This is a genomic window from Kitasatospora sp. NPDC028055 (assembly GCF_040637885.1).
Taxonomy (GTDB): Bacteria; Actinomycetota; Actinomycetes; order Streptomycetales; family Streptomycetaceae; genus Kitasatospora.
In genome coordinates this window covers 99,360-115,352 of record NZ_JBEZXE010000019.1, presented here as the reverse complement: position 1 = coordinate 115,352, position 15,993 = coordinate 99,360, and the positions used below count along the sequence as shown (strand labels likewise).

16 protein-coding genes are annotated in these 15,993 nt (G+C 73.8%); 11 read left to right on the top strand and 5 right to left on the bottom strand.

The window, feature by feature from the left end; translation table 11 throughout:
• The first annotated feature begins 37 nt into the window (after nt 1-37).
• A complete protein-coding gene (locus tag AB0F71_RS20735; RefSeq protein WP_360236300.1) occupies nt 38-1,117 on the top strand; it encodes an aminotransferase class V-fold PLP-dependent enzyme in 1,080 nt (359 codons plus the stop codon).
• Nucleotides 1,118-1,318: 201 nt separating this feature from the next.
• Here the strand turns inward: AB0F71_RS20735 and AB0F71_RS20730 are convergent, their stop codons facing one another.
• A complete protein-coding gene (locus AB0F71_RS20730; protein WP_360236297.1) occupies nt 1,319-2,959 on the bottom strand; it encodes an APC family permease in 1,641 nt (546 codons plus the stop codon).
• 356 nt (nt 2,960-3,315) lie between these two features.
• Between AB0F71_RS20730 and AB0F71_RS20725 the strand changes: the two genes are divergently transcribed.
• Nucleotides 3,316-4,914, top strand: a complete 1,599-nt coding sequence (locus tag AB0F71_RS20725; RefSeq protein ID WP_360236294.1) for a phosphonate degradation HD-domain oxygenase — start codon at nt 3,316-3,318, stop codon at nt 4,912-4,914.
• Nucleotides 4,915-5,000: 86 nt separating this feature from the next.
• On the opposite strand, the gene AB0F71_RS20720 is transcribed toward AB0F71_RS20725, so the two are convergent.
• Nucleotides 5,001-5,780 (bottom strand): GntR family transcriptional regulator, encoded by a 780-nt coding sequence (locus AB0F71_RS20720; RefSeq protein ID WP_360236291.1) that lies wholly within the window; start codon nt 5,778-5,780, stop codon nt 5,001-5,003.
• Between the two features lie 326 nt (nt 5,781-6,106).
• Between AB0F71_RS20720 and AB0F71_RS20715 the strand changes: the two genes are divergently transcribed.
• The 7 genes from AB0F71_RS20715 to AB0F71_RS20685 all read left to right on the top strand — a co-directional run bounded on the left by AB0F71_RS20715 (nt 6,107) and on the right by AB0F71_RS20685 (nt 12,016).
• On the top strand, nt 6,107-7,276 hold the full coding sequence (locus AB0F71_RS20715; protein ID WP_360236288.1) for an ABC transporter substrate-binding protein: 1,170 nt from the start codon (nt 6,107-6,109) through the stop codon (nt 7,274-7,276).
• 8 nt (nt 7,277-7,284) lie between these two features.
• Nucleotides 7,285-8,292 carry an ABC transporter permease subunit gene (locus AB0F71_RS20710; RefSeq protein WP_360236285.1) on the top strand — a complete coding sequence of 336 codons (1,008 nt, stop codon included), beginning with the start codon at nt 7,285-7,287 and terminating at the stop codon, nt 8,290-8,292.
• 65 nt (nt 8,293-8,357) lie between these two features.
• On the top strand, nt 8,358-9,101 hold the full coding sequence (locus AB0F71_RS20705; protein WP_360236424.1) for an ABC transporter permease subunit: 744 nt from the start codon (nt 8,358-8,360) through the stop codon (nt 9,099-9,101).
• 31 nt (nt 9,102-9,132) lie between these two features.
• Entirely contained in the window at nt 9,133-10,218 is a 1,086-nt protein-coding gene (locus tag AB0F71_RS20700) for an ABC transporter ATP-binding protein (protein WP_360236282.1), read from the top strand.
• Between the two features lie 64 nt (nt 10,219-10,282).
• Nucleotides 10,283-10,981, top strand: coding sequence for an HAD family phosphatase (locus AB0F71_RS20695; protein WP_360236279.1), 699 nt, complete (start codon nt 10,283-10,285; stop codon nt 10,979-10,981).
• A 7-nt stretch (nt 10,982-10,988) separates the two neighbouring features.
• On the top strand, nt 10,989-11,309 hold the full coding sequence (locus tag AB0F71_RS20690) for a multidrug efflux SMR transporter (protein ID WP_350506695.1): 321 nt from the start codon (nt 10,989-10,991) through the stop codon (nt 11,307-11,309).
• Nucleotides 11,310-11,389: 80 nt separating this feature from the next.
• The gene (locus tag AB0F71_RS20685) at nt 11,390-12,016 is read left to right on the top strand and encodes a hypothetical protein (protein WP_360236276.1); all 627 of its coding nucleotides are present in this window, start codon (nt 11,390-11,392) and stop codon (nt 12,014-12,016) included.
• 55 nt (nt 12,017-12,071) lie between these two features.
• On the opposite strand, the gene AB0F71_RS20680 is transcribed toward AB0F71_RS20685, so the two are convergent.
• From AB0F71_RS20680 to AB0F71_RS20670, 3 genes are all read right to left on the bottom strand, one after another.
• Nucleotides 12,072-12,587: a pyridoxamine 5'-phosphate oxidase family protein gene (locus AB0F71_RS20680; protein WP_360236273.1), complete on the bottom strand. Its 516-nt coding sequence runs from the start codon at nt 12,585-12,587 to the stop codon at nt 12,072-12,074.
• A 153-nt stretch (nt 12,588-12,740) separates the two neighbouring features.
• Complete coding sequence (locus tag AB0F71_RS20675; protein ID WP_360236270.1) at nt 12,741-13,403, bottom strand: phosphatase PAP2 family protein; 663 nt, start codon at nt 13,401-13,403, stop codon at nt 12,741-12,743.
• Nucleotides 13,403-14,050 carry a DedA family protein gene (locus AB0F71_RS20670; RefSeq protein WP_360236421.1) on the bottom strand — a complete coding sequence of 216 codons (648 nt, stop codon included), beginning with the start codon at nt 14,048-14,050 and terminating at the stop codon, nt 13,403-13,405. Before AB0F71_RS20670 ends, AB0F71_RS20675 begins: the two co-directional genes overlap by 1 nt.
• A gap of 181 nt (nt 14,051-14,231) precedes the next feature.
• Between AB0F71_RS20670 and AB0F71_RS20665 the strand changes: the two genes are divergently transcribed.
• Nucleotides 14,232-14,678: a BlaI/MecI/CopY family transcriptional regulator gene (locus tag AB0F71_RS20665; RefSeq protein ID WP_360236267.1), complete on the top strand. Its 447-nt coding sequence runs from the start codon at nt 14,232-14,234 to the stop codon at nt 14,676-14,678.
• Nucleotides 14,678-15,925 (top strand): M56 family metallopeptidase, encoded by a 1,248-nt coding sequence (locus AB0F71_RS20660; protein WP_360236264.1) that lies wholly within the window; start codon nt 14,678-14,680, stop codon nt 15,923-15,925. Before AB0F71_RS20665 ends, AB0F71_RS20660 begins: the two co-directional genes overlap by 1 nt.
• The last annotated feature ends 68 nt before the right edge of the window (nt 15,926-15,993 follow it).

Genomic DNA, 15,993 nt, shown 5'->3' with positions numbered 1-15,993 from the left:
CGCACCCACCACCCGCCCCGCGAAAGGCCGTGAAGCCGTGAGCCCCTTCCTCGACCTCCCCCCGCTCAGCGCCGCCGGGTTCGCCGCGATCGAGGACCAGGTCGCCGCGCTGCTGCACACCGAGGCCGACGTCATCGTGACCCAGGGCGAGGCCCTGCTGCCGCTGGAGGCCGCGATCCGCGGCGCCGCGCACCCCGGCTCCACCGCGCTCAACATCGTCACCGGCCCGTACGGCCAGACCTTCGGCAACTGGCTGCGCTCCTGCGGCACGACGGTCGTCGACCTCGCGGTGCCCTTCGACAGCGCGGTCAGCGCCGAGCAGGTCGCCGAGGCGCTCGACGGCCGCCCGGAGATCGACTTCGTCTCCCTGGTGCACGCCGAGGCCGCCACCGGCAACACCAACCCCGTCGCCGGGATCGCCGCCGTGGTCCGCGAGCACGGCGCGCTGCTGATGCTCGACGCGGTCGCCTCGGTCGCCGCCGAGCCGCTGCTCACCGACGAGTGGGGCATCGACCTGTGCGTGATCGGCGGCCAGAAGGCGATGGGCGGCCCGGCCGGGGTCTCCGCCGTCTCCGTCTCCGAGCGCGCCTGGGAGCGGATCGCCGCCAACCCGGCCGCCCCGCGCCGCTCCTACCTCTCCCTGCTGGACTGGAAGGAGCGCTGGACGGACGCCGGGCGCACCGTACTGCCGCACGCCCCGGCCCAGTTGGAGATGCTCGCGCTCGGTGCCTGCCTGGACCGGATCGCCGCCGACGGCCTGCCCGCCGTGATCGCCCGGCACCGTGCCGCCTCCGCCGCCACCCGGGCCGGGGCCCGCGCCCTCGGCACGCTCAGCCCGTACGTCCACCAGGACGCCGCCGCGGCCCCGGTCGCCACCACCCTGCGCACCCCGGCCGGGGTGCACGCCGCCGAACTCACCGCCGCCCTCGACCCGGCGCTGCCCGTCCAGCCCGGCGGCGGGGCGCTGGCGGCCTCCATGCTCCGCGTCAACCACTACGGCCGGGCGGCCTCGCTGGACACCGTCGCGGCCTGCCTGACCGCCCTCGCCAAGGCCACCGGGGGCGACGCCGACGCGGCGCTGACCGCCGCCGGGGCGGCCTGGGACGCGGCCGTCTGAGACGGACGTTCGTCCTGGACGGGCGCCCGAGACAAACGTCCGAGACGGCTGTCTGATACGTCCGTCTCAGACGTCCACGCTGGACACCCGTCCGAGACGCACGTCCGTCCCACCCGCCCCCGGGCAGCGCCCGAACACCGAGCGGCCCCGGTCCTCCGACCGGGGCCGCCGCCGTCCGTCCGTCCGTCCGTCCGGGAAGGCTCAGTGCCCGCCCGCGTCCAGCACCTCCACACCGCGGATGTTCCGCTCGATCTCCTCCGCCGGGAGCGCCACCGCCAGCGCCCAGTAGTAGATGACCAGTGCGAACACCACCACGACCCCGATGTCCCACCACAGCGGCAGGTTCCCCTGGGCGCCCACCCCGAAGGTGCCCTGCCAGGAGACGATCCCCATCCCGACCAGGTAGACCGGCAGCCACTGCCCGGCCTTGAAGTCCATCCGCGGCGCGTTCGGCACCCCCTTCGAGGCGGCGTACATCGAGTACCCGCCGAGCAGCAGGTAGCCGATCAGGATCGCCAGCCCGAGGCGCCACAGGGTGTCCCAGCCGGACCAGTAGATGACCAGGCTCGCCACCGCGAACGCGGCCGGCGAGATGATCGTGCCGCCGGGCAGGTGGTACGACCGCTCCATCCCCGGCAGCCGCTTGCGCAGCACCCCGAAGGCCAGCGGCGCGCCCGCGTACATCAGCACCACGGCAGAGGTGATGAAGCCGACCAGCTTCTGCCAGCTCGGGAACGGCAGGAAGCAGACCACCCCGGCGACCCAGGCGATCAGCAGGCCGAGCCAGGGCACCGAGTTGCGGTCGGTGTACTGGAGGGCCTGCGGCGCGTAGCCGTTGCGGCTGAGGCCGTAGGTGACCCGGGAGCTGGAGGTGATGTAGACCAACCCGGTACCGGCGGGCGAGATCACCGCGTCGATGAACAGGACGGTGGCCAGCCAGCCCAGGCCGATCAGGGTCGCGAGGCCCGCGAACGGTCCGCTGATCCCGGGATAGTCGAGCTTGGCCCACCCGCCCGCGAAGGTCTCCGGCGGCAGGGCGCCGATGAACACCACCTGAAGCATCACGTAGATCACGGTGCCGATCACCACCGAGCCGAGGACGGCCCGGGGGATGTCCCGGCGCGGGTTGCGGCTCTCCCCCGCCCACTGGATGGCCTGCTCGAAGCCGAGCAGCGCGAAGATCACCCCGCTGGTGCTGATGGCCGCCAGCACGCCCTTGGAGCCGTCCGGCGCGAAGCCGTGCGAGGTGAAGTTGGAGCCGTGGAAGTCCTGGATCCCGAAGGCGAAGATGGTCAGGATCGGGATGGCGACCTTCCACACGGTCGCCGCACTGTTGGTGTGCGCGAGCAGCCGGACGCCGAGGAAGTTGATCGCGACGAACACCCCGAGCAGTACGGCCGCGACCACGAAGCCCGTGCCGGTCAGCGTCAGGTCCTTGTTGAGGAAGCCGTCCGCCCAGGTCCAGTGCCGGGCGTAGTTGATCATCGCCTGGACCTCGATCGGCGCGATGGTCGCGGCCTGGAGCCAGGTGAACCAGCCGAAGGACATCCCGGCGAACCCGCCGAAGGCGTAGTGGGGGTAGCGCGCTGTCCCGCCCGCCACCGGGAACAGCCCGCCCAGCTCGGCGTGGATCAGCGCCAGCAGGATGATCGCCAGCGCCCCGATCCCCCAGGACAGCAGAGCGGCCGGCCCGGCCGCCACCGCCGCCTTCTGCGCCCCGAACAGCCAGCCGGAGCCGATGATCGCCCCGACCGAGGCCCACAGCAGCCCGGCCAGGCCGACCTCCCGCTTGAGCCCGCCGTGCCCCGTCGGGGGCGATGTCGTCGTATTGGAATGGGCCATGGCGCCACGCCTCTCACCTCGGGGAATCCCCCCGACAGTGCCGCAGCCCCGAGCCCTCCCCCACCCTCGAAACACCCTCCGACGTGCACCCTCACCCGAACGGCCGGAGCGCGGGTCCGTCAGTCGGGCGGCGGCACCGGCCGACGGTGCCGGCCCGGGCGGTATCCGACCGCCGCCCGGATCGCACCACCCCACCCCGCGCCTCCCCGCTCAACCGCTTTCGGCCACACCCCCCGCGACAGTTCCCGCACCGTTCACCTACCCGGCACGCGGATCTCACCGCGAACCGGCAAGCTCCCGCACGGAGCGAAGTTGGCTGTACAACTTTGCCCGGGAGTCGTCGAGGAGGAACCCCCGTGACCGAGCGACCGCCGTTGACCGAGCTGCCGCCGTACTGGCTGCGCGACAACTGCCCCTGCGTCGAGTGCCGGGACCCGCGCAACGGGCAGAAGCTGTTCCAGATCGACGACCTGCCGGCGGGCCTCGCGATCGCCGCGAGCACGGAGCTCGACGGCCGCCTGGAGGTGCTCTGGTCGGACGGGCACCGGTCCCGCTATCCGCTCACCTGGCTCGACGCAGCGGAGGAGGGCGACGGGCGCACCGAGCAGGGCAAGCGGCTCTGGGCGGCCGCCGACTTCGCGCGCGGCATTCCCGAGGCCGACTGGGAGGCCTACCTCGCCGACCCCGCCGAGCAGGCCGCCGTCCTGGCCGCCGTACGGCGCATCGGCTTCGCGGTGCTGCGCGGGGTGCCCGCCGTGGAGGGGCAGGTGCTGCGGGTGGCCGAGAGCTTCGGGTACGTCCGGGTCACCAACTACGGGGAGCTGTTCGACGTCCGGGTCGAGCCTGATCCGAACAACCTCGCGTTCACCGACAAGGCGATCGCCCCGCACACCGACAACCCGTACCGCGACCCGGTGCCCACCCTCCAGCTGCTGCACTGCCTGGAGAACTCCGCGACCGGCGGCGACTCCGGCCTGGTGGACGGCTTCAAGGCGGCGGCGATCCTCCGGGACGAGGCCCCCGAGGACTTCGCGACGCTCACCCGCACCCCCGTCCCCTTCGTCTTCCGTGACCGCCGCACCGAACTGCGCGCCGACCGCCCGCTGATCGACGTGGACCCGCTGGGCCGGATCCGCGAGGTCCGGTTCAACAACCGCTCGATCGGCACCCTGCGCGCCGGCGCGGACGGCCTGACGGCCTTCTACACCGCCTACCGCCGCTTCGCCGCGATCACCCTGCGCCCCGAGCTCCAGCTGACCTTCCGGCTCGGCCCCGGCGACTGCCTGGTCTTCGACAACACCCGTCTGCTGCACGCCCGTACGGCCTTCCGGCAGGACGGCCGCCGGCACCTCCAGGGGTGCTACGCGGACCTCGACTCGCTCGCCTCCACCCTCGCCGTGCTGCACCGCCGCACCGCCGCCCTGGACGAACTGGCCGAACTGTTCGCGGGCGAGGGCGCCGGGGAGTACCTGGGGGAGCCGGTCACCATGGCGGAGCACATGCTCCAGGCCGCGGCCGCCGCCGAGGCCGCCGGGGCCCCCGACCACCTGGTCGCCGCCGCCCTGCTGCACGACCTCGGCCACTTCCACGGCGCCTTGCACGGAAGGGATCTGATGCAAGGTCAGGACAATCGCCACAGCCACACCGGCGCCGACCGGCTGGCCGCCTGGTTCGGGCCGGAGGTCACCGAGCCGGTCCGGCTGCACGTGGCCGCCAAGCGCTACCTGTGCGCGGTCGAGCCCGGCTACCGGGCCCGGCTCTCCGAGGCCTCCGAGTACACCCTCACCGTCCAGGGCGGCCCGATGGGCGCCGAGGAGGCCGCCGCCTTCGCCCAACTCCCGGGCGCCGTCGACGCGGTGGCCGTGCGCCGATGGGACGAGCAGGCGAAGGAGCCCGGCCTGGAGACGCCGGACTTCGAGCACTACCGCCCGCTGCTCGCCTCACTCATGCGCTGACCGCCCCGCCGCGAGGCCCCGAGGCGGCGCGGCCGGGCCCCGAAGCGGCACGGCCAGGCCCCGAGGCGGCGCGGCCGTCCGGGAGCTCAGTCCAGCTCCCGGGCGTGCCGCGAAAGCGCCGACGTGGCCAGCGAGTTGTGCACGCTGAACGCCACCGTGCCGGGCAGGTAGCGGTCCTGGGACCACTCCACCGGCGTGCCGGTCGGGTCGGTGGTGCGCCGCCGCTCGCGCAGCAGCGGGCCGCCCCGGCGGCAGCCGAGCAGCCGGGCGTCCTCGGCGTTGGCCGCGACGACGTCGATGGTGTGGTCGGCGTCGGTGAACAGGATGCCGTGCTCGCGCAGCACCTCGGTGTGCGAGACCACGTCCGGCGGCAGCTCGGCGACGATCTCGCCCACCCGCGGCGGGTAGATGGTCCGCTCGACCATCACCGGGGTGCCGGACAGCGTCCGCAGCCGGACCGTCACGTACACCTCGGCGCCGGGCTCCAGCCGCAGTTGCTCGCGCTCGGCCGCGTCCGCCGGGCGGCGCACCAGGGAGTCCAGGATGCCGCCGGGCTCCTCGCCCATCGAGTACGCCCAGTGCGTGAAGCTGAGCAGTTCGGAGAAGCTCTGCACCCGGGCGCCGCCGAGCACCACCCGTCGGGTGCCGCGGCGGGAGGTGACCAGCCCGTCGGAGCGCAGCACGGCGAGCGCCTGGCGGACGGTGCCGCGGGAGACCCCGTACTGCTCGGCCAGCGCGCCCTCGGCGGGCAGCCGGCCGGCCTCGCCGTACGCGCCGGTGGTGATGGCCTCGCGCAGATCGGCCGCCACCTTGCGGTACAGGGCTCCGGCCGTGCGCTCGACGGGGCGCTCGGGCTCTACTGCCACGTCACTCAATTGTCCCTCCAGGGGCGGTGTCCAGCGCAGCCGTACCGGCACGGACAGCCCGACCTTATCCCGCTGCGCAGTTCGAGCATCGCACCGAACGGATCACGCACCGATGGCCGGATTCCACCGTTCCCGCAGCCGACCCCGGTTCTGGGCCGTCCGTTCACCTTCCCGTCACCGAACTTCGGGTTACTTACCTCCGTCAGCGAAGTTGGCTAGTCAACTCGGACGCCGTCGAACTCACCCCGGACGGCTCCGGATCGCCACTCGCCGATCCCCCGATCCAGACACCCGCTTGCAGTTCCCCCCTCTCAGGAGACTGACCCGTGTCCGTGCACCGTGCCCGCTCCGCCGCCTTCGCGGCCGTCCTGACCGCCGCCGCGCTGTCCCTCACCGCCTGCGGTTCCGCCGGCTCCTCCTCCGCGAAGTCCGGCAGCGACGCCGCGGGCGGCAAGAGCGCCAAGACCGCCACCTCGGTCGCCGACTTCGGCGGCATGGACGCCCTGGTCGCCGCCGCCAAGAAGGAGGGCAAGCTGCACGTCATCACGCTGCCGCGCGACTGGGCGAACTACGGCAAGCTGATGGACGGCTTCAAGGCGAAGTACGGCATCGACATCGAGGACGAGAACCCGGACGGCTCCAGCCAGGACGAGATCAACGCGATCACCTCCCGCAAGGGCCAGGACCGCGCCCCCGACGTGGTCGACCTGGGTGCCGCGTTCGCCACCTCCGGCGGCAAGCAGGGCCTGTTCGCCCCCTACAAGGTCGCCGACTTCGACAAGATCCCGGCCGCCATGAAGGACGCCAACGGTCTGAGCTACAACGACTACGGCGGCTACATCTCGATCGCCTGCGACGCCAAGAAGGTGTCGGCCTGCCCGAAGACCTTCGCCGACCTGCTCAAGCCCGAGTACAAGGGCATGGTCGCGCTCAACGGCAACCCGACCAAGGCGAACGCCGCGTACAGCGCCGTCATGGCCGCCGCCCTGGCCAACAGCGGTTCGCTGGACAACATCCAGCCCGGCATCGACTTCTTCGGCAAGTTGAAGCAGGCCGGCAACTTCAACCCGGTCGAGGTCACCCCGGCGACCATCGAGAAGGGCGAGACCCCGATCACCATCGACTGGTCCTACCTGAACGCCGGCTACGCCGACAAGTTCAAGGACAAGGGCATCGACTGGCAGGTCAGCATCCCGTCCGACGGCGTCTACGCCAACTTCTACAACCAGGCCATCAACAAGGACGCGCCGCACCCGGCCGCCGCCCGCCTGTGGGAGGAGTACCTCTACAGCGCGGAGGGCCAGAACGGCTTCCTGGGCGGCTACGCCACCCCGGCCCTGTTCGACGCCATGAAGGCCGCAGGCACCCTGGACACCGCCACCGCCGCCAAGCTCCCGGCCGTCGAGAAGCCCTTCACCACCTTCCCGACCGACGACCAGACCACCGCGGCCAAGAAGGTCGTGACGGAGAACTGGGCCAAGGCGATCTCGGGCTGATCTGACTGATGACTACGGCTCCCACCCCGGTGCCGGCCAGCGCCTCCGCCGCCCAGAGCGGCGGGGGCGCCCCCGGCCCCGCCTCCCCCGCCCCGGCCCCGGCCCCGGCCACCGCCACCGCCACGGCCACCACGGTGCACACCGAGGCCCCCCGCCCGGCCACGCGCCGGGCCCGCGGCAGCCGCGCCTGGCTCGCCGCCCTCCCCCTGATCCTCTTCTTCGCGATCGGCTTCGGCCTACCCGCCGTCGCGATCGTCATCGGCGCCTTCACCACCTCCTCGGACGCCCCCGACGGCGGCGGCACCTTCACCCTCGACAACCTCACCGGCTCGCTCCAGGGCGCCTACTGGACGGCCCTGTGGGGCAGCGTGAAGCTCTCCCTGCTGACCGCGCTGATCGCCACCGTGGTCGGCCTGCCGCTGGCCCAGGCCGTGGCGACCTCCCGGTTCCGCGCCTTCCGCGAGGCCGTGATGTCCGCCTCCGGCGTGCTCGCCAACTTCGGCGGCGTCCCGCTGGCCTTCATGTTCGTCGCCACCCTCGGCAACTCCGGCGAGGTCACCAAGAAGCTCGGCCTGACCAAGCACGGCTGGAACCTCTACACCTTCTCCGGCCTGTCCGTGGTCTACCTGTACTTCCTGGTGCCGCTGATGGTCATCACCATCACCCCGGCCCTGGAGGGCCTCAAGGTGCAGTGGCGCGAGGCCGCGTACAACAACGGCGCCACCGGCGTGCAGTACTGGCGGCACGTGGCGCTGCCCGTCCTGCTGCCCTCGCTGCTCGGCGGCTTCGTGCTGCTGTTCGGCGCCTCCTTCGCCGCGTACGCCACCGCCGAGGCCATGGTGGGCAGTTCGGTGCCGCTGATCTCGATGCAGATCGGCGACGCGCTGTCCGGCAACGTCCTGGTCGGCCAGGGCAACCTCGCCCTCGCGCTCGGCCTCGACATGATCGTGGTCGCCTGCCTGGTGATGGCCGTGTACCTGCCCCTTCAGCGCCGGAGTGCCAAGTGGCTCGCCTGATCAATCGCATCCGTTTCGGCCGCGGCCTGGTCCTGCTGCTCTGCGGGATCTACTTCGCGGTGCCGATGGCCGCCTCGCTGTGGTTCAGCGTCGACGACAACAAGGGCGGCACCACCTTCCGCGCCTACACCGAGCTGCTGAGCGCCCCCGGCTTCACCGACAGCCTGGTGCTCAGCCTCGAACTGGCCGCCGTCACCGTGGCGGTGCTGCTGCTCCTGCTCGTCCCCGCGGTGCTCGCCGCCCGGCTCGGCGCGCCGAAGCTGCGCCCGGTCATCGAGGTCATGTGCTCGATGCCGCTGGTCGTCCCGGTGGTGGCCCTCACCACCGGCATCATCGGCGTGCTGCGCTGGGGCCCGGACTACCTCCAGGACACCCCGTTCTTCCAGACCATCGTGGCCATCCAGGACCCGGCCTTCCCGATCGTCCTGGTCATCGCCTACGTGCTGATGGCCCTGCCGTTCGCCTACCGGGCGATCGACGCCGGACTGCGCGGCGTGGACGTGGTCACCCTGGTCGAGGCCGCCCGCAACTGCGGCGCCGGCTGGCTGCGCGCGGTGTTCACCGTCGTCCTGCCGAACCTGCGCAGCGCGCTGCTGAACGGCGCCGTGCTCACCGTCGCCCTGGTGCTCGGCGAGTTCACCACCGCCTCCATCCTCGGCTTCGGCCCCTTCTCGGTGTGGATCAACTCCAACGGCAAGAGCGACGGCCAGATGTCCGTCGCGGTGTCGATGCTCAGCCTGCTGATCGTCTGGCTCGTCCTGCTGCTGATGTCCGCCGTCGGCCGCGGCCGCAAGGCCGCCCGGTCCTGAACCACCCCCCGTTCTCCAGGAGTTACCAGCCATGACCACGGCCACCGCCACCGCCTCCCGGGCCGCGACCGCCGCCGGCGGCGCCACCGTCGAGTTCCGCTCGCTGCGCCGCGCGTTCGGCGCCACCACCGCCCTCGACGGTCTGGACCTGACCGTCCGGCCCGGTGAACTGCTCGCCCTGCTCGGCCCGTCCGGCTGCGGCAAGACCACCGCGCTGCGCATCCTGGCCGGCTTCGAGCAGCACGACTCCGGCGAGGTGCTGGTCGACGGGCAGGACATCACCGCGATCCCCGCCCACAAGCGCGACGCGGGCATGGTGTTCCAGTCGTACAGCCTCTTCCCGCACCTGACCGCGCTGGACAACGTCGCCTTCGGGCTGCGGATGCGCGGCACCGGCAAGGCCGAGCGCCGCAGGCGCGCCCAGGAACTGCTGGAGCTGGTCGGCCTGCCGCACCGCGCCGAGCACTACCCGCACCAGATGTCCGGCGGCCAGCAGCAGCGCATCGCGCTCGCCCGCGCGCTCGCCCTCCAGCCGCGCGTGCTGCTGCTGGACGAGCCGCTGTCCGCGCTGGACGCCAAGGTCCGCCTCCAGCTGCGCGAGGAGATCCGCCGCCTCCAGCAGGAGCTGGGCATCACCACCCTGTTCGTCACCCACGACCAGGAGGAGGCGCTGTCCATGGCCGACCGGGTCGCGGTGCTGCGGGCCGGGCGGCTGGAGCAGTGCGCCACCCCGTCCGAGCTGTACGGCCGGCCGGCCACCGCCTTCGTCGCCGAGTTCGTCGGCACCATGAGCCGCATCCCGTGCACCCGCACCTCGGACGGCGTCGAGGTGCTCGGCCGCCGGCACGCGGTCGACGGCACCGCGCCGGCCGACGGCGAACTCCAGGTGCTGGTCCGCCCGGAGAACGTCGTCCTCAGCCCGTCCGCGACCGGCCCGGCCCAGGTGGTCACCGCGTCCTTCCTGGGCGCCGTCACCCGGCTCACCGTCCGCCTGGACGACGGCACCGAGGTCAAGGCCGACCTGCCCACCGAGGCCGCCGCCGCCCTGCCGGCCGGCTCGCGCGCCGAGCTCACCCTGCCGGACCGCCCGGTACTGGTGGACCGCCGAACCGCCTGAGCGGCCCGTCTGGGATCCTCGTTACCGCCTCTGCACCCTCAGAAGAACCACCGAAGGTACCGCCATGCCTGAAACCGTCGTTCCTGATTCCGCCCCCGTCCCCCTGCCCGCCGCCGTCCTCTTCGACATGGACGGCACCCTGGTCGACACCGAGCAGCTGTGGTGGAAGGCCGCCGCCGAACTCGCCGAGGAGCTGGACCACCCGCTCACCGACCGGGACGCCCCCGAGGTGCTCGGCCAGGCCGTCGAGCACACCGCCGCCCACCTGCACAAGGTCAGCGGCACCAGCCGCCCCGAAGCCGAACTCGCCGCCGTCCTGGGCGAGTCCTTCGCCGCCAAGGTCGCCGCCGAGACGGTGCCCCGCCCCGGCGCGCTCGACCTGCTGGCCGCCCTGCGCGAGGCCCGGGTGCCCACCGCGCTGGTCTCCGCCTCCCCGCGCCTGGTGGTGGACCTCGTCCTGTCGTCCATCGGCCGCGACTGGTTCGCCGTCACCATGGCCGCCGAGGACACCCCCCGCACCAAGCCCGCGCCGGACCCGTACCTGGCCGCCGCCGAGCGGCTCGGCCTCGACCCGGCCGCCTGCGTCGCCGTCGAGGACACCCCCACCGGGGTCGCCTCCGCCGCCGCGGCCGGCTGCGCGGTGCTCGCCGTGCCCTCCACCGCCGTCCCGATACCCGACGGCCGGCGGATCACCCTGCTGGACAGCCTGGAGCGCGCCGACCTGGCGCTGCTGGGGAAGCTCTCCGCCGCCCCGGCCGTGTGACCGCGACATGCCCTACGTCCTGCTCACCCTCGCCATCCTGAGCGAGGTCTGCGCCACCAGCTGCCTCAAACTCACCGAGGGGTTCACCCGCCTCTGGCCCAGCCTCGGAGTGGGAGTCGGCTACGCGCTCTCCTTCTACCTGCTCGGCCGCGCGCTCAAGCACATCCCGGTCTCGGTCGCCTACGCCGTCTGGTCCGGCGCCGGAACGGCGGCGGTCGCCGGCATCGGCGTGGTCGCCTTCGGCGAGTCACTGGGCAAACTGCAGATCCTCGGCATCGCCCTGATCATCGTCGGAGTCGTCGTCCTCAACCTCAAGGGCGGCCACTGACCGCCCACCACCCCGGCCCGGAGGGCGTCAGGGTCCGGGCGTAGCGTTCCACCCCGACATCGTGAGGAGCGGGGGAAGCAGTGGCGGGAACGAGGACGAGACGCGGGACCGTCGCGCTGGCGGCCGCGCTGGTGGCGGCGGTGCCGGCCGGGACGTTCGGGCTGGTGGCGGTGAGCACGTACGTGGGGTTCGGGGCGGCGGTGCTGCTCGGCCTGGTGCTCGGGGTCGGGTGGATCGTGGGGGTGGTGCGGCTGCTCGGGGCGGCGGCGGGCTGCTGGATGGCCGCGTTCGGGGCGCTGCTGTGGCTCCTCGCGCTGGCCTCGGTGGCCTCGGCCCGGGACTCGCTGATCCTCAGCACCTCGGGGGAGACCGTCACCGCCCGGGTCACGGCCGCGCACGACCGCCCGCAGGGCAAGCGGCCGAGCTCCTCGTACGACGTCGTCGACGGCAACGGCGTGCCGATCCCGAACGGCACGGTGGCCGCCGGCCTGCACGCGCACGCGGTCGGTGACCTGCTCACCGTCCGGTACGACCCGAGGGGCGTCGCGGAGGCGCGCCTGCCGGAGAACGTCGACCTGCTGCGGGACGGCGCCGCCGCCCTCGGCGTCAACGCCGCCCTGATGGCGGGCACCGCCGGTCTGGGCGTGGCGGTGGTCCGCAACGGCCGCCCGCGCCGGGTCCCGTGGCGCCGGGGGAGCGCCCTCTGAGCCACGCCCCGCGGCGCGGCCGCGCGGCGGCGGTGAACCCGCCCGGGCCGACGGGCTACTCCCGCACCACCCGCGCCCGCAGGTAGTTGCGCCGTCCGAAGTTGGGCTCGTCGACCGCCGTGAGCTCCTCGACCTGGAACCGGTACAGCGCCGCCGCCCCGCCCCCGGTGAGGTACTGCCGCCGGACCTCGTCGTCCTGGGCGAAGGCCGGGTACCGCCCCTGGTAGGCCGCCAGCGCGGCCTCCGCCTGGTGCCCCCAGGCCTCGCTCGCGCTGCCGGTCAGCTGGAGTCCGCGCAGCTGCTCGCCGAAGGCGGGCGGCGGCAGGAAGACGGTGGCGGCGGCCCGGGCCTCCTCGGCGAGGTGGTGGCTGTGCCGGGTGGAGCGCTCGCTGACGAAGTACAGGACGAGGTCCTCGTCGTAGGCGAAGAAGGCGAGGTTGGCGTGCGGCCCGTGTTCGTGGCCGGCGGTGGCGAGGGTGAGCACCATGGCCTCGGCGAGCAGCCCTTCGACGCCCTTGTGCAGCAGGTCGCCCGGCCAGTCCCCCTGCGTGATGTCGAGTCGGTACGGCATTCGGCACTCCCTCCGCTGGCACGCCCGGTGCCTTCGCGCCCCGAGCACGACTGAGCCGGGCGGCCGCCCCCGCTCGGGGGCCGCACGCCCGGCTCACATGCTCCACCCGCCGTCCGAAACCGGACAAGGGGCGGGCCACTCACGAAATGGCTACTACCGCGCCCGGTGCGAGGCGTACTCGCGGCTCACCACCGGCACCGTGCCGGGGCCGAGGAGCGGGCGCAGCGCGCCCGACCGCATCCGGTCCACCAGCGGCCCGCAGCGCCCGGCCAGCGGGGCCAGCACCAGGGCGACCAGGGTGCCGACGAGGGCGCCGACCGCCACGTCGTGCGGGTAGTGCACGCCGACCCAGACCCGGGAGGCGGCCATCAGGGCCGCGAAGACGGTGGCGACGACGCCGAGCCGGCGGCTGACGAACCAGAGCGAGATGGCGGCGGCGAAGGCGATCACCGAGTGGTTGCTGGGGAAGGACCAGTCACCGGCGGCGGGGCAGGTCTCCAGCGAGACGCTGCCCTTGATCTGCGCGCACGGCCGGAGTTCCTCGACCATGCCCTTGAGCACGGAGTTGATGCCGTACGCGACGACCACGATCACCGGGGAGGCGAGCACCTTGGCCATCACCGCGGAGTCGGCGCCGCGCGCCCGCCACCAGGCGTACAGCATGAACAGGGCGAACAGCCCGAGGCCGATCGCGGACCAGACCTTGATCACGTCGTCCAGCCAGGTCGGGGCGGACTGCGCCCACTTGTTCACCTGGGTGTAGAGGCTGCCGTCGATGCCACTGCCGTCGTACACGGCGAGAGCCCGAGAGGACATCACACGTCACCTCCGTGACGGCGCGCCTTACGGGCGCGGAACAGTTCGAGAACAATGGGGAGCACGGAGACAACTACTACCAGACCGATGATCGGCAGCAGATACTGGTCGATCCCGGGAATCGACGACCCGAGCCCGTACCCGGCCAGCACCACGCCGACGGTCCAGACCGCACCGCCCGTCACCTGCCAGAAGGTGAACGAGCGGACCGGCACTTCGAGTACGCCGCAGAGCGGATTCAGCACCGTACGGACCACCGGGATGAACCGGGCCAGCACGATCGCCTTGCCGTGGCCGTACTTGGCCAGCAGTTCCTCGGCCCGTGCCACGCCCTCCAGCAGGCTCTTGCGCTTGGTCCGGCTCAGCAGCGCCCGGCCGCCGCGCCGGCCGATCAGGTAGCCGACCTGGGCCCCGGCCAGCGCCCCGATCAGGGCGGCGGGGAGCACCTGCCACAGGTGCAGCTGCGGGCCCTTGGTGGCGCCGGGCACGCAGAGCAGGCCCGCGGTGAACAGCAGCGAGTCGCCGGGCAGGAAGAAGCCCACCAGCAGGCCGGTCTCGGCGAACAGCACCACGGCGATGCCGAACGCCCCGAAGGCGGCGAGCAGCGAGGAGGCGTCCAGCGGGTTCACGGCGAGGTGGGTGCCCATCGCGAGGTGGGTGCCCACCGCGAGGTGAACGGCCGGATCGGCGGGGAACTGGAGCAAGGCTGGCGGACCTCCCGTACGTTGGGGGGCGGTCGCCGCGACGCGCGGCGGACCCGCCCGGGACCGTCTACAGTGACGTAGACGGTCTACATGACTGTAGACGAAAGCTGGAGGAAGCGCCGCCATGTCCGACGTACCGTCCGCCCGCCGGCCTGCCGGGGAGCTGGAGTCCGAGGTGCTGGCCACCCTGTGGTCGGCCCGGCAGCCGATGACGCCGCAGGACGTCCAGACGGCGCTCGGCGGCGACCTCGCCCGCACCACCATCGCGACGATCCTGGCCCGGCTGCACGACAAGGGGACGGTCGAACGCACCCGGACCGGCCGCGCCTACGCCTACACCCCGACCGTCCAGGACACGGCGGGCCTCGCCGCCCGCCGGATGCACACCGAACTCGGCCGCGAGGCCGACCGCTCCACCGTGCTAGCCCGCTTCGTCTCCGACCTCTCCGCCGAGGACGAGCAGCTGCTGCGCGCCCTGCTCGGCGGCGACGGCGACGGCGCCGTCGACGGCACCAACCGCGTCGGCGGCCCCCGAGCGACGGGCGGCCCCGGATCGGCGGGCGCCCCGTGATGATCGCCGTCTGGGCGCCGCTGCTGCTGCCCTTCCTGACCGCCCCGCTGGCCCGCCGGCTCGCCGAGGCGCTGCCGCCCCGGGCCGCCGCCTGGCTGCTGGCCGGCACCGCCACCGTGCTGGCCGGCGGCACGCTCTGCTCGCTCGGACTGCTCGCCGCCGCCGGACTGCTCCAGCTGCCCCCGGTCGCCGCCCTCGGCCACCTCTCGCTGCCCTGGCTCACCGCCGCCGCGCCCAGCGCCCCGCTCGCCGCCGCCCTGGCCGGCCTCGCCCTGGCCGCGCTCGCCGCACTGGCCGTACGGACCACCCGCCGCCGGTGCCTGGAGCTGCGCACCGCCCGGGCCGCGCTGCCCGCCCCGCGCGCCTCCTGCGGCGCCGAGGCGGGAGCCGAGCCGGGCGCCCAGACGGAGGCCGCATCGGGCGCCGCAACGGGCACCGCAGCAAGCGCCGCACCGCGCGCCGAGACCGACGCCGACCAGCATCCGGACACGCGCCCCCGCCACGCCCCGGTGCGCCGGGCGCGCGCCGAGCGCGGGCCGCAGGACCCCGCCCGGCACCCCGCCGGGCGCCCCACCCTGCGCCCCACCCCCCGCCCCACCCGGGCGGCCTGGCGGCAGGCCCTGGCCCGGCTCCGGCACCCCGCCGACCACCCGCTCACCGTGCTGGACGACGAGCGCGCCGACGCCTTCGCCCTCCCCGGCCGCCTGCGCCGCCCCGGCCGGCCCGGCGAGCCCGGCCGGATCGTGGTCACCTCCGGGATGCTGCGCGCCCTCAGCGGGCCCGAGCGCTCCGCCCTGCTCGCCCACGAGCGCGCCCACCTGACCGGCCGGCACCACGTCTTCCTCGCCCTCGCCGAGCACGCCGCCGACATCCACCCGGCGCTCCGCCCGCTGCGCGCGCCCCTCGGGTACCACCTGGAGCGCTGGGCCGACGAGGTGGCCGCCGCCCGGATCGGCGACCGCGCCGTGACGGCCCGCGCGGTCGGCCGGGCCGCCCTCGCCGCGAGCCGCTCGCCCTGGCCGGCCCGGCCCCGGCTGGTCGCCGCCGCCCACTCCGGCCCGGTCCCGCGCCGGGTCGCGGCCCTCCTCCAGCCCCGCCCCTCCACCGCCCCGGCCACCCGGCTGCGGGCCGTCGCACTGGCCCTGGCCGCCTGCCTGGCCCTGACCACCGGCGCCGCCCTGGAGGCCACCGCCGACCTCCACCACACCGTCGAGACCGCCCAGCACGAACCCGGTACGGAGCGTTAGCCGACCCCGGCCGGGCGCCGAACGAACCCCGAACGAACCCCGGCCGGGCGCCCCGCGCCGTTTCCGTA

What these genes read in the sequence shown, in the direction of transcription:
- AB0F71_RS20660 (WP_360236264.1), top strand. Translation starts at nt 14,678, where the DNA reads ATGATCGCCGTCTGGGCGCCGCTGCTGCTGCCCTTCCTGACCGCCCCG.
- AB0F71_RS20705 (WP_360236424.1), top strand. Translation starts at nt 8,358, where the DNA reads ATGGCCGCCTCGCTGTGGTTCAGCGTCGACGACAACAAGGGCGGCACC.
- AB0F71_RS20695 (WP_360236279.1), top strand. Translation starts at nt 10,283, where the DNA reads ATGCCTGAAACCGTCGTTCCTGATTCCGCCCCCGTCCCCCTGCCCGCC.
- AB0F71_RS20670 (WP_360236421.1), bottom strand. Translation starts at nt 14,050, where the DNA reads ATGGGCACCCACCTCGCCGTGAACCCGCTGGACGCCTCCTCGCTGCTC.
- AB0F71_RS20680 (WP_360236273.1), bottom strand. Translation starts at nt 12,587, where the DNA reads ATGCCGTACCGACTCGACATCACGCAGGGGGACTGGCCGGGCGACCTG.
- AB0F71_RS20690 (WP_350506695.1), top strand. Translation starts at nt 10,989, where the DNA reads ATGCCCTACGTCCTGCTCACCCTCGCCATCCTGAGCGAGGTCTGCGCC.
- AB0F71_RS20665 (WP_360236267.1), top strand. Translation starts at nt 14,232, where the DNA reads ATGTCCGACGTACCGTCCGCCCGCCGGCCTGCCGGGGAGCTGGAGTCC.
- AB0F71_RS20730 (WP_360236297.1), bottom strand. Translation starts at nt 2,959, where the DNA reads ATGGCCCATTCCAATACGACGACATCGCCCCCGACGGGGCACGGCGGG.
- AB0F71_RS20700 (WP_360236282.1), top strand. Translation starts at nt 9,133, where the DNA reads ATGACCACGGCCACCGCCACCGCCTCCCGGGCCGCGACCGCCGCCGGC.
- AB0F71_RS20675 (WP_360236270.1), bottom strand. Translation starts at nt 13,403, where the DNA reads ATGTCCTCTCGGGCTCTCGCCGTGTACGACGGCAGTGGCATCGACGGC.
- AB0F71_RS20710 (WP_360236285.1), top strand. Translation starts at nt 7,285, where the DNA reads ATGACTACGGCTCCCACCCCGGTGCCGGCCAGCGCCTCCGCCGCCCAG.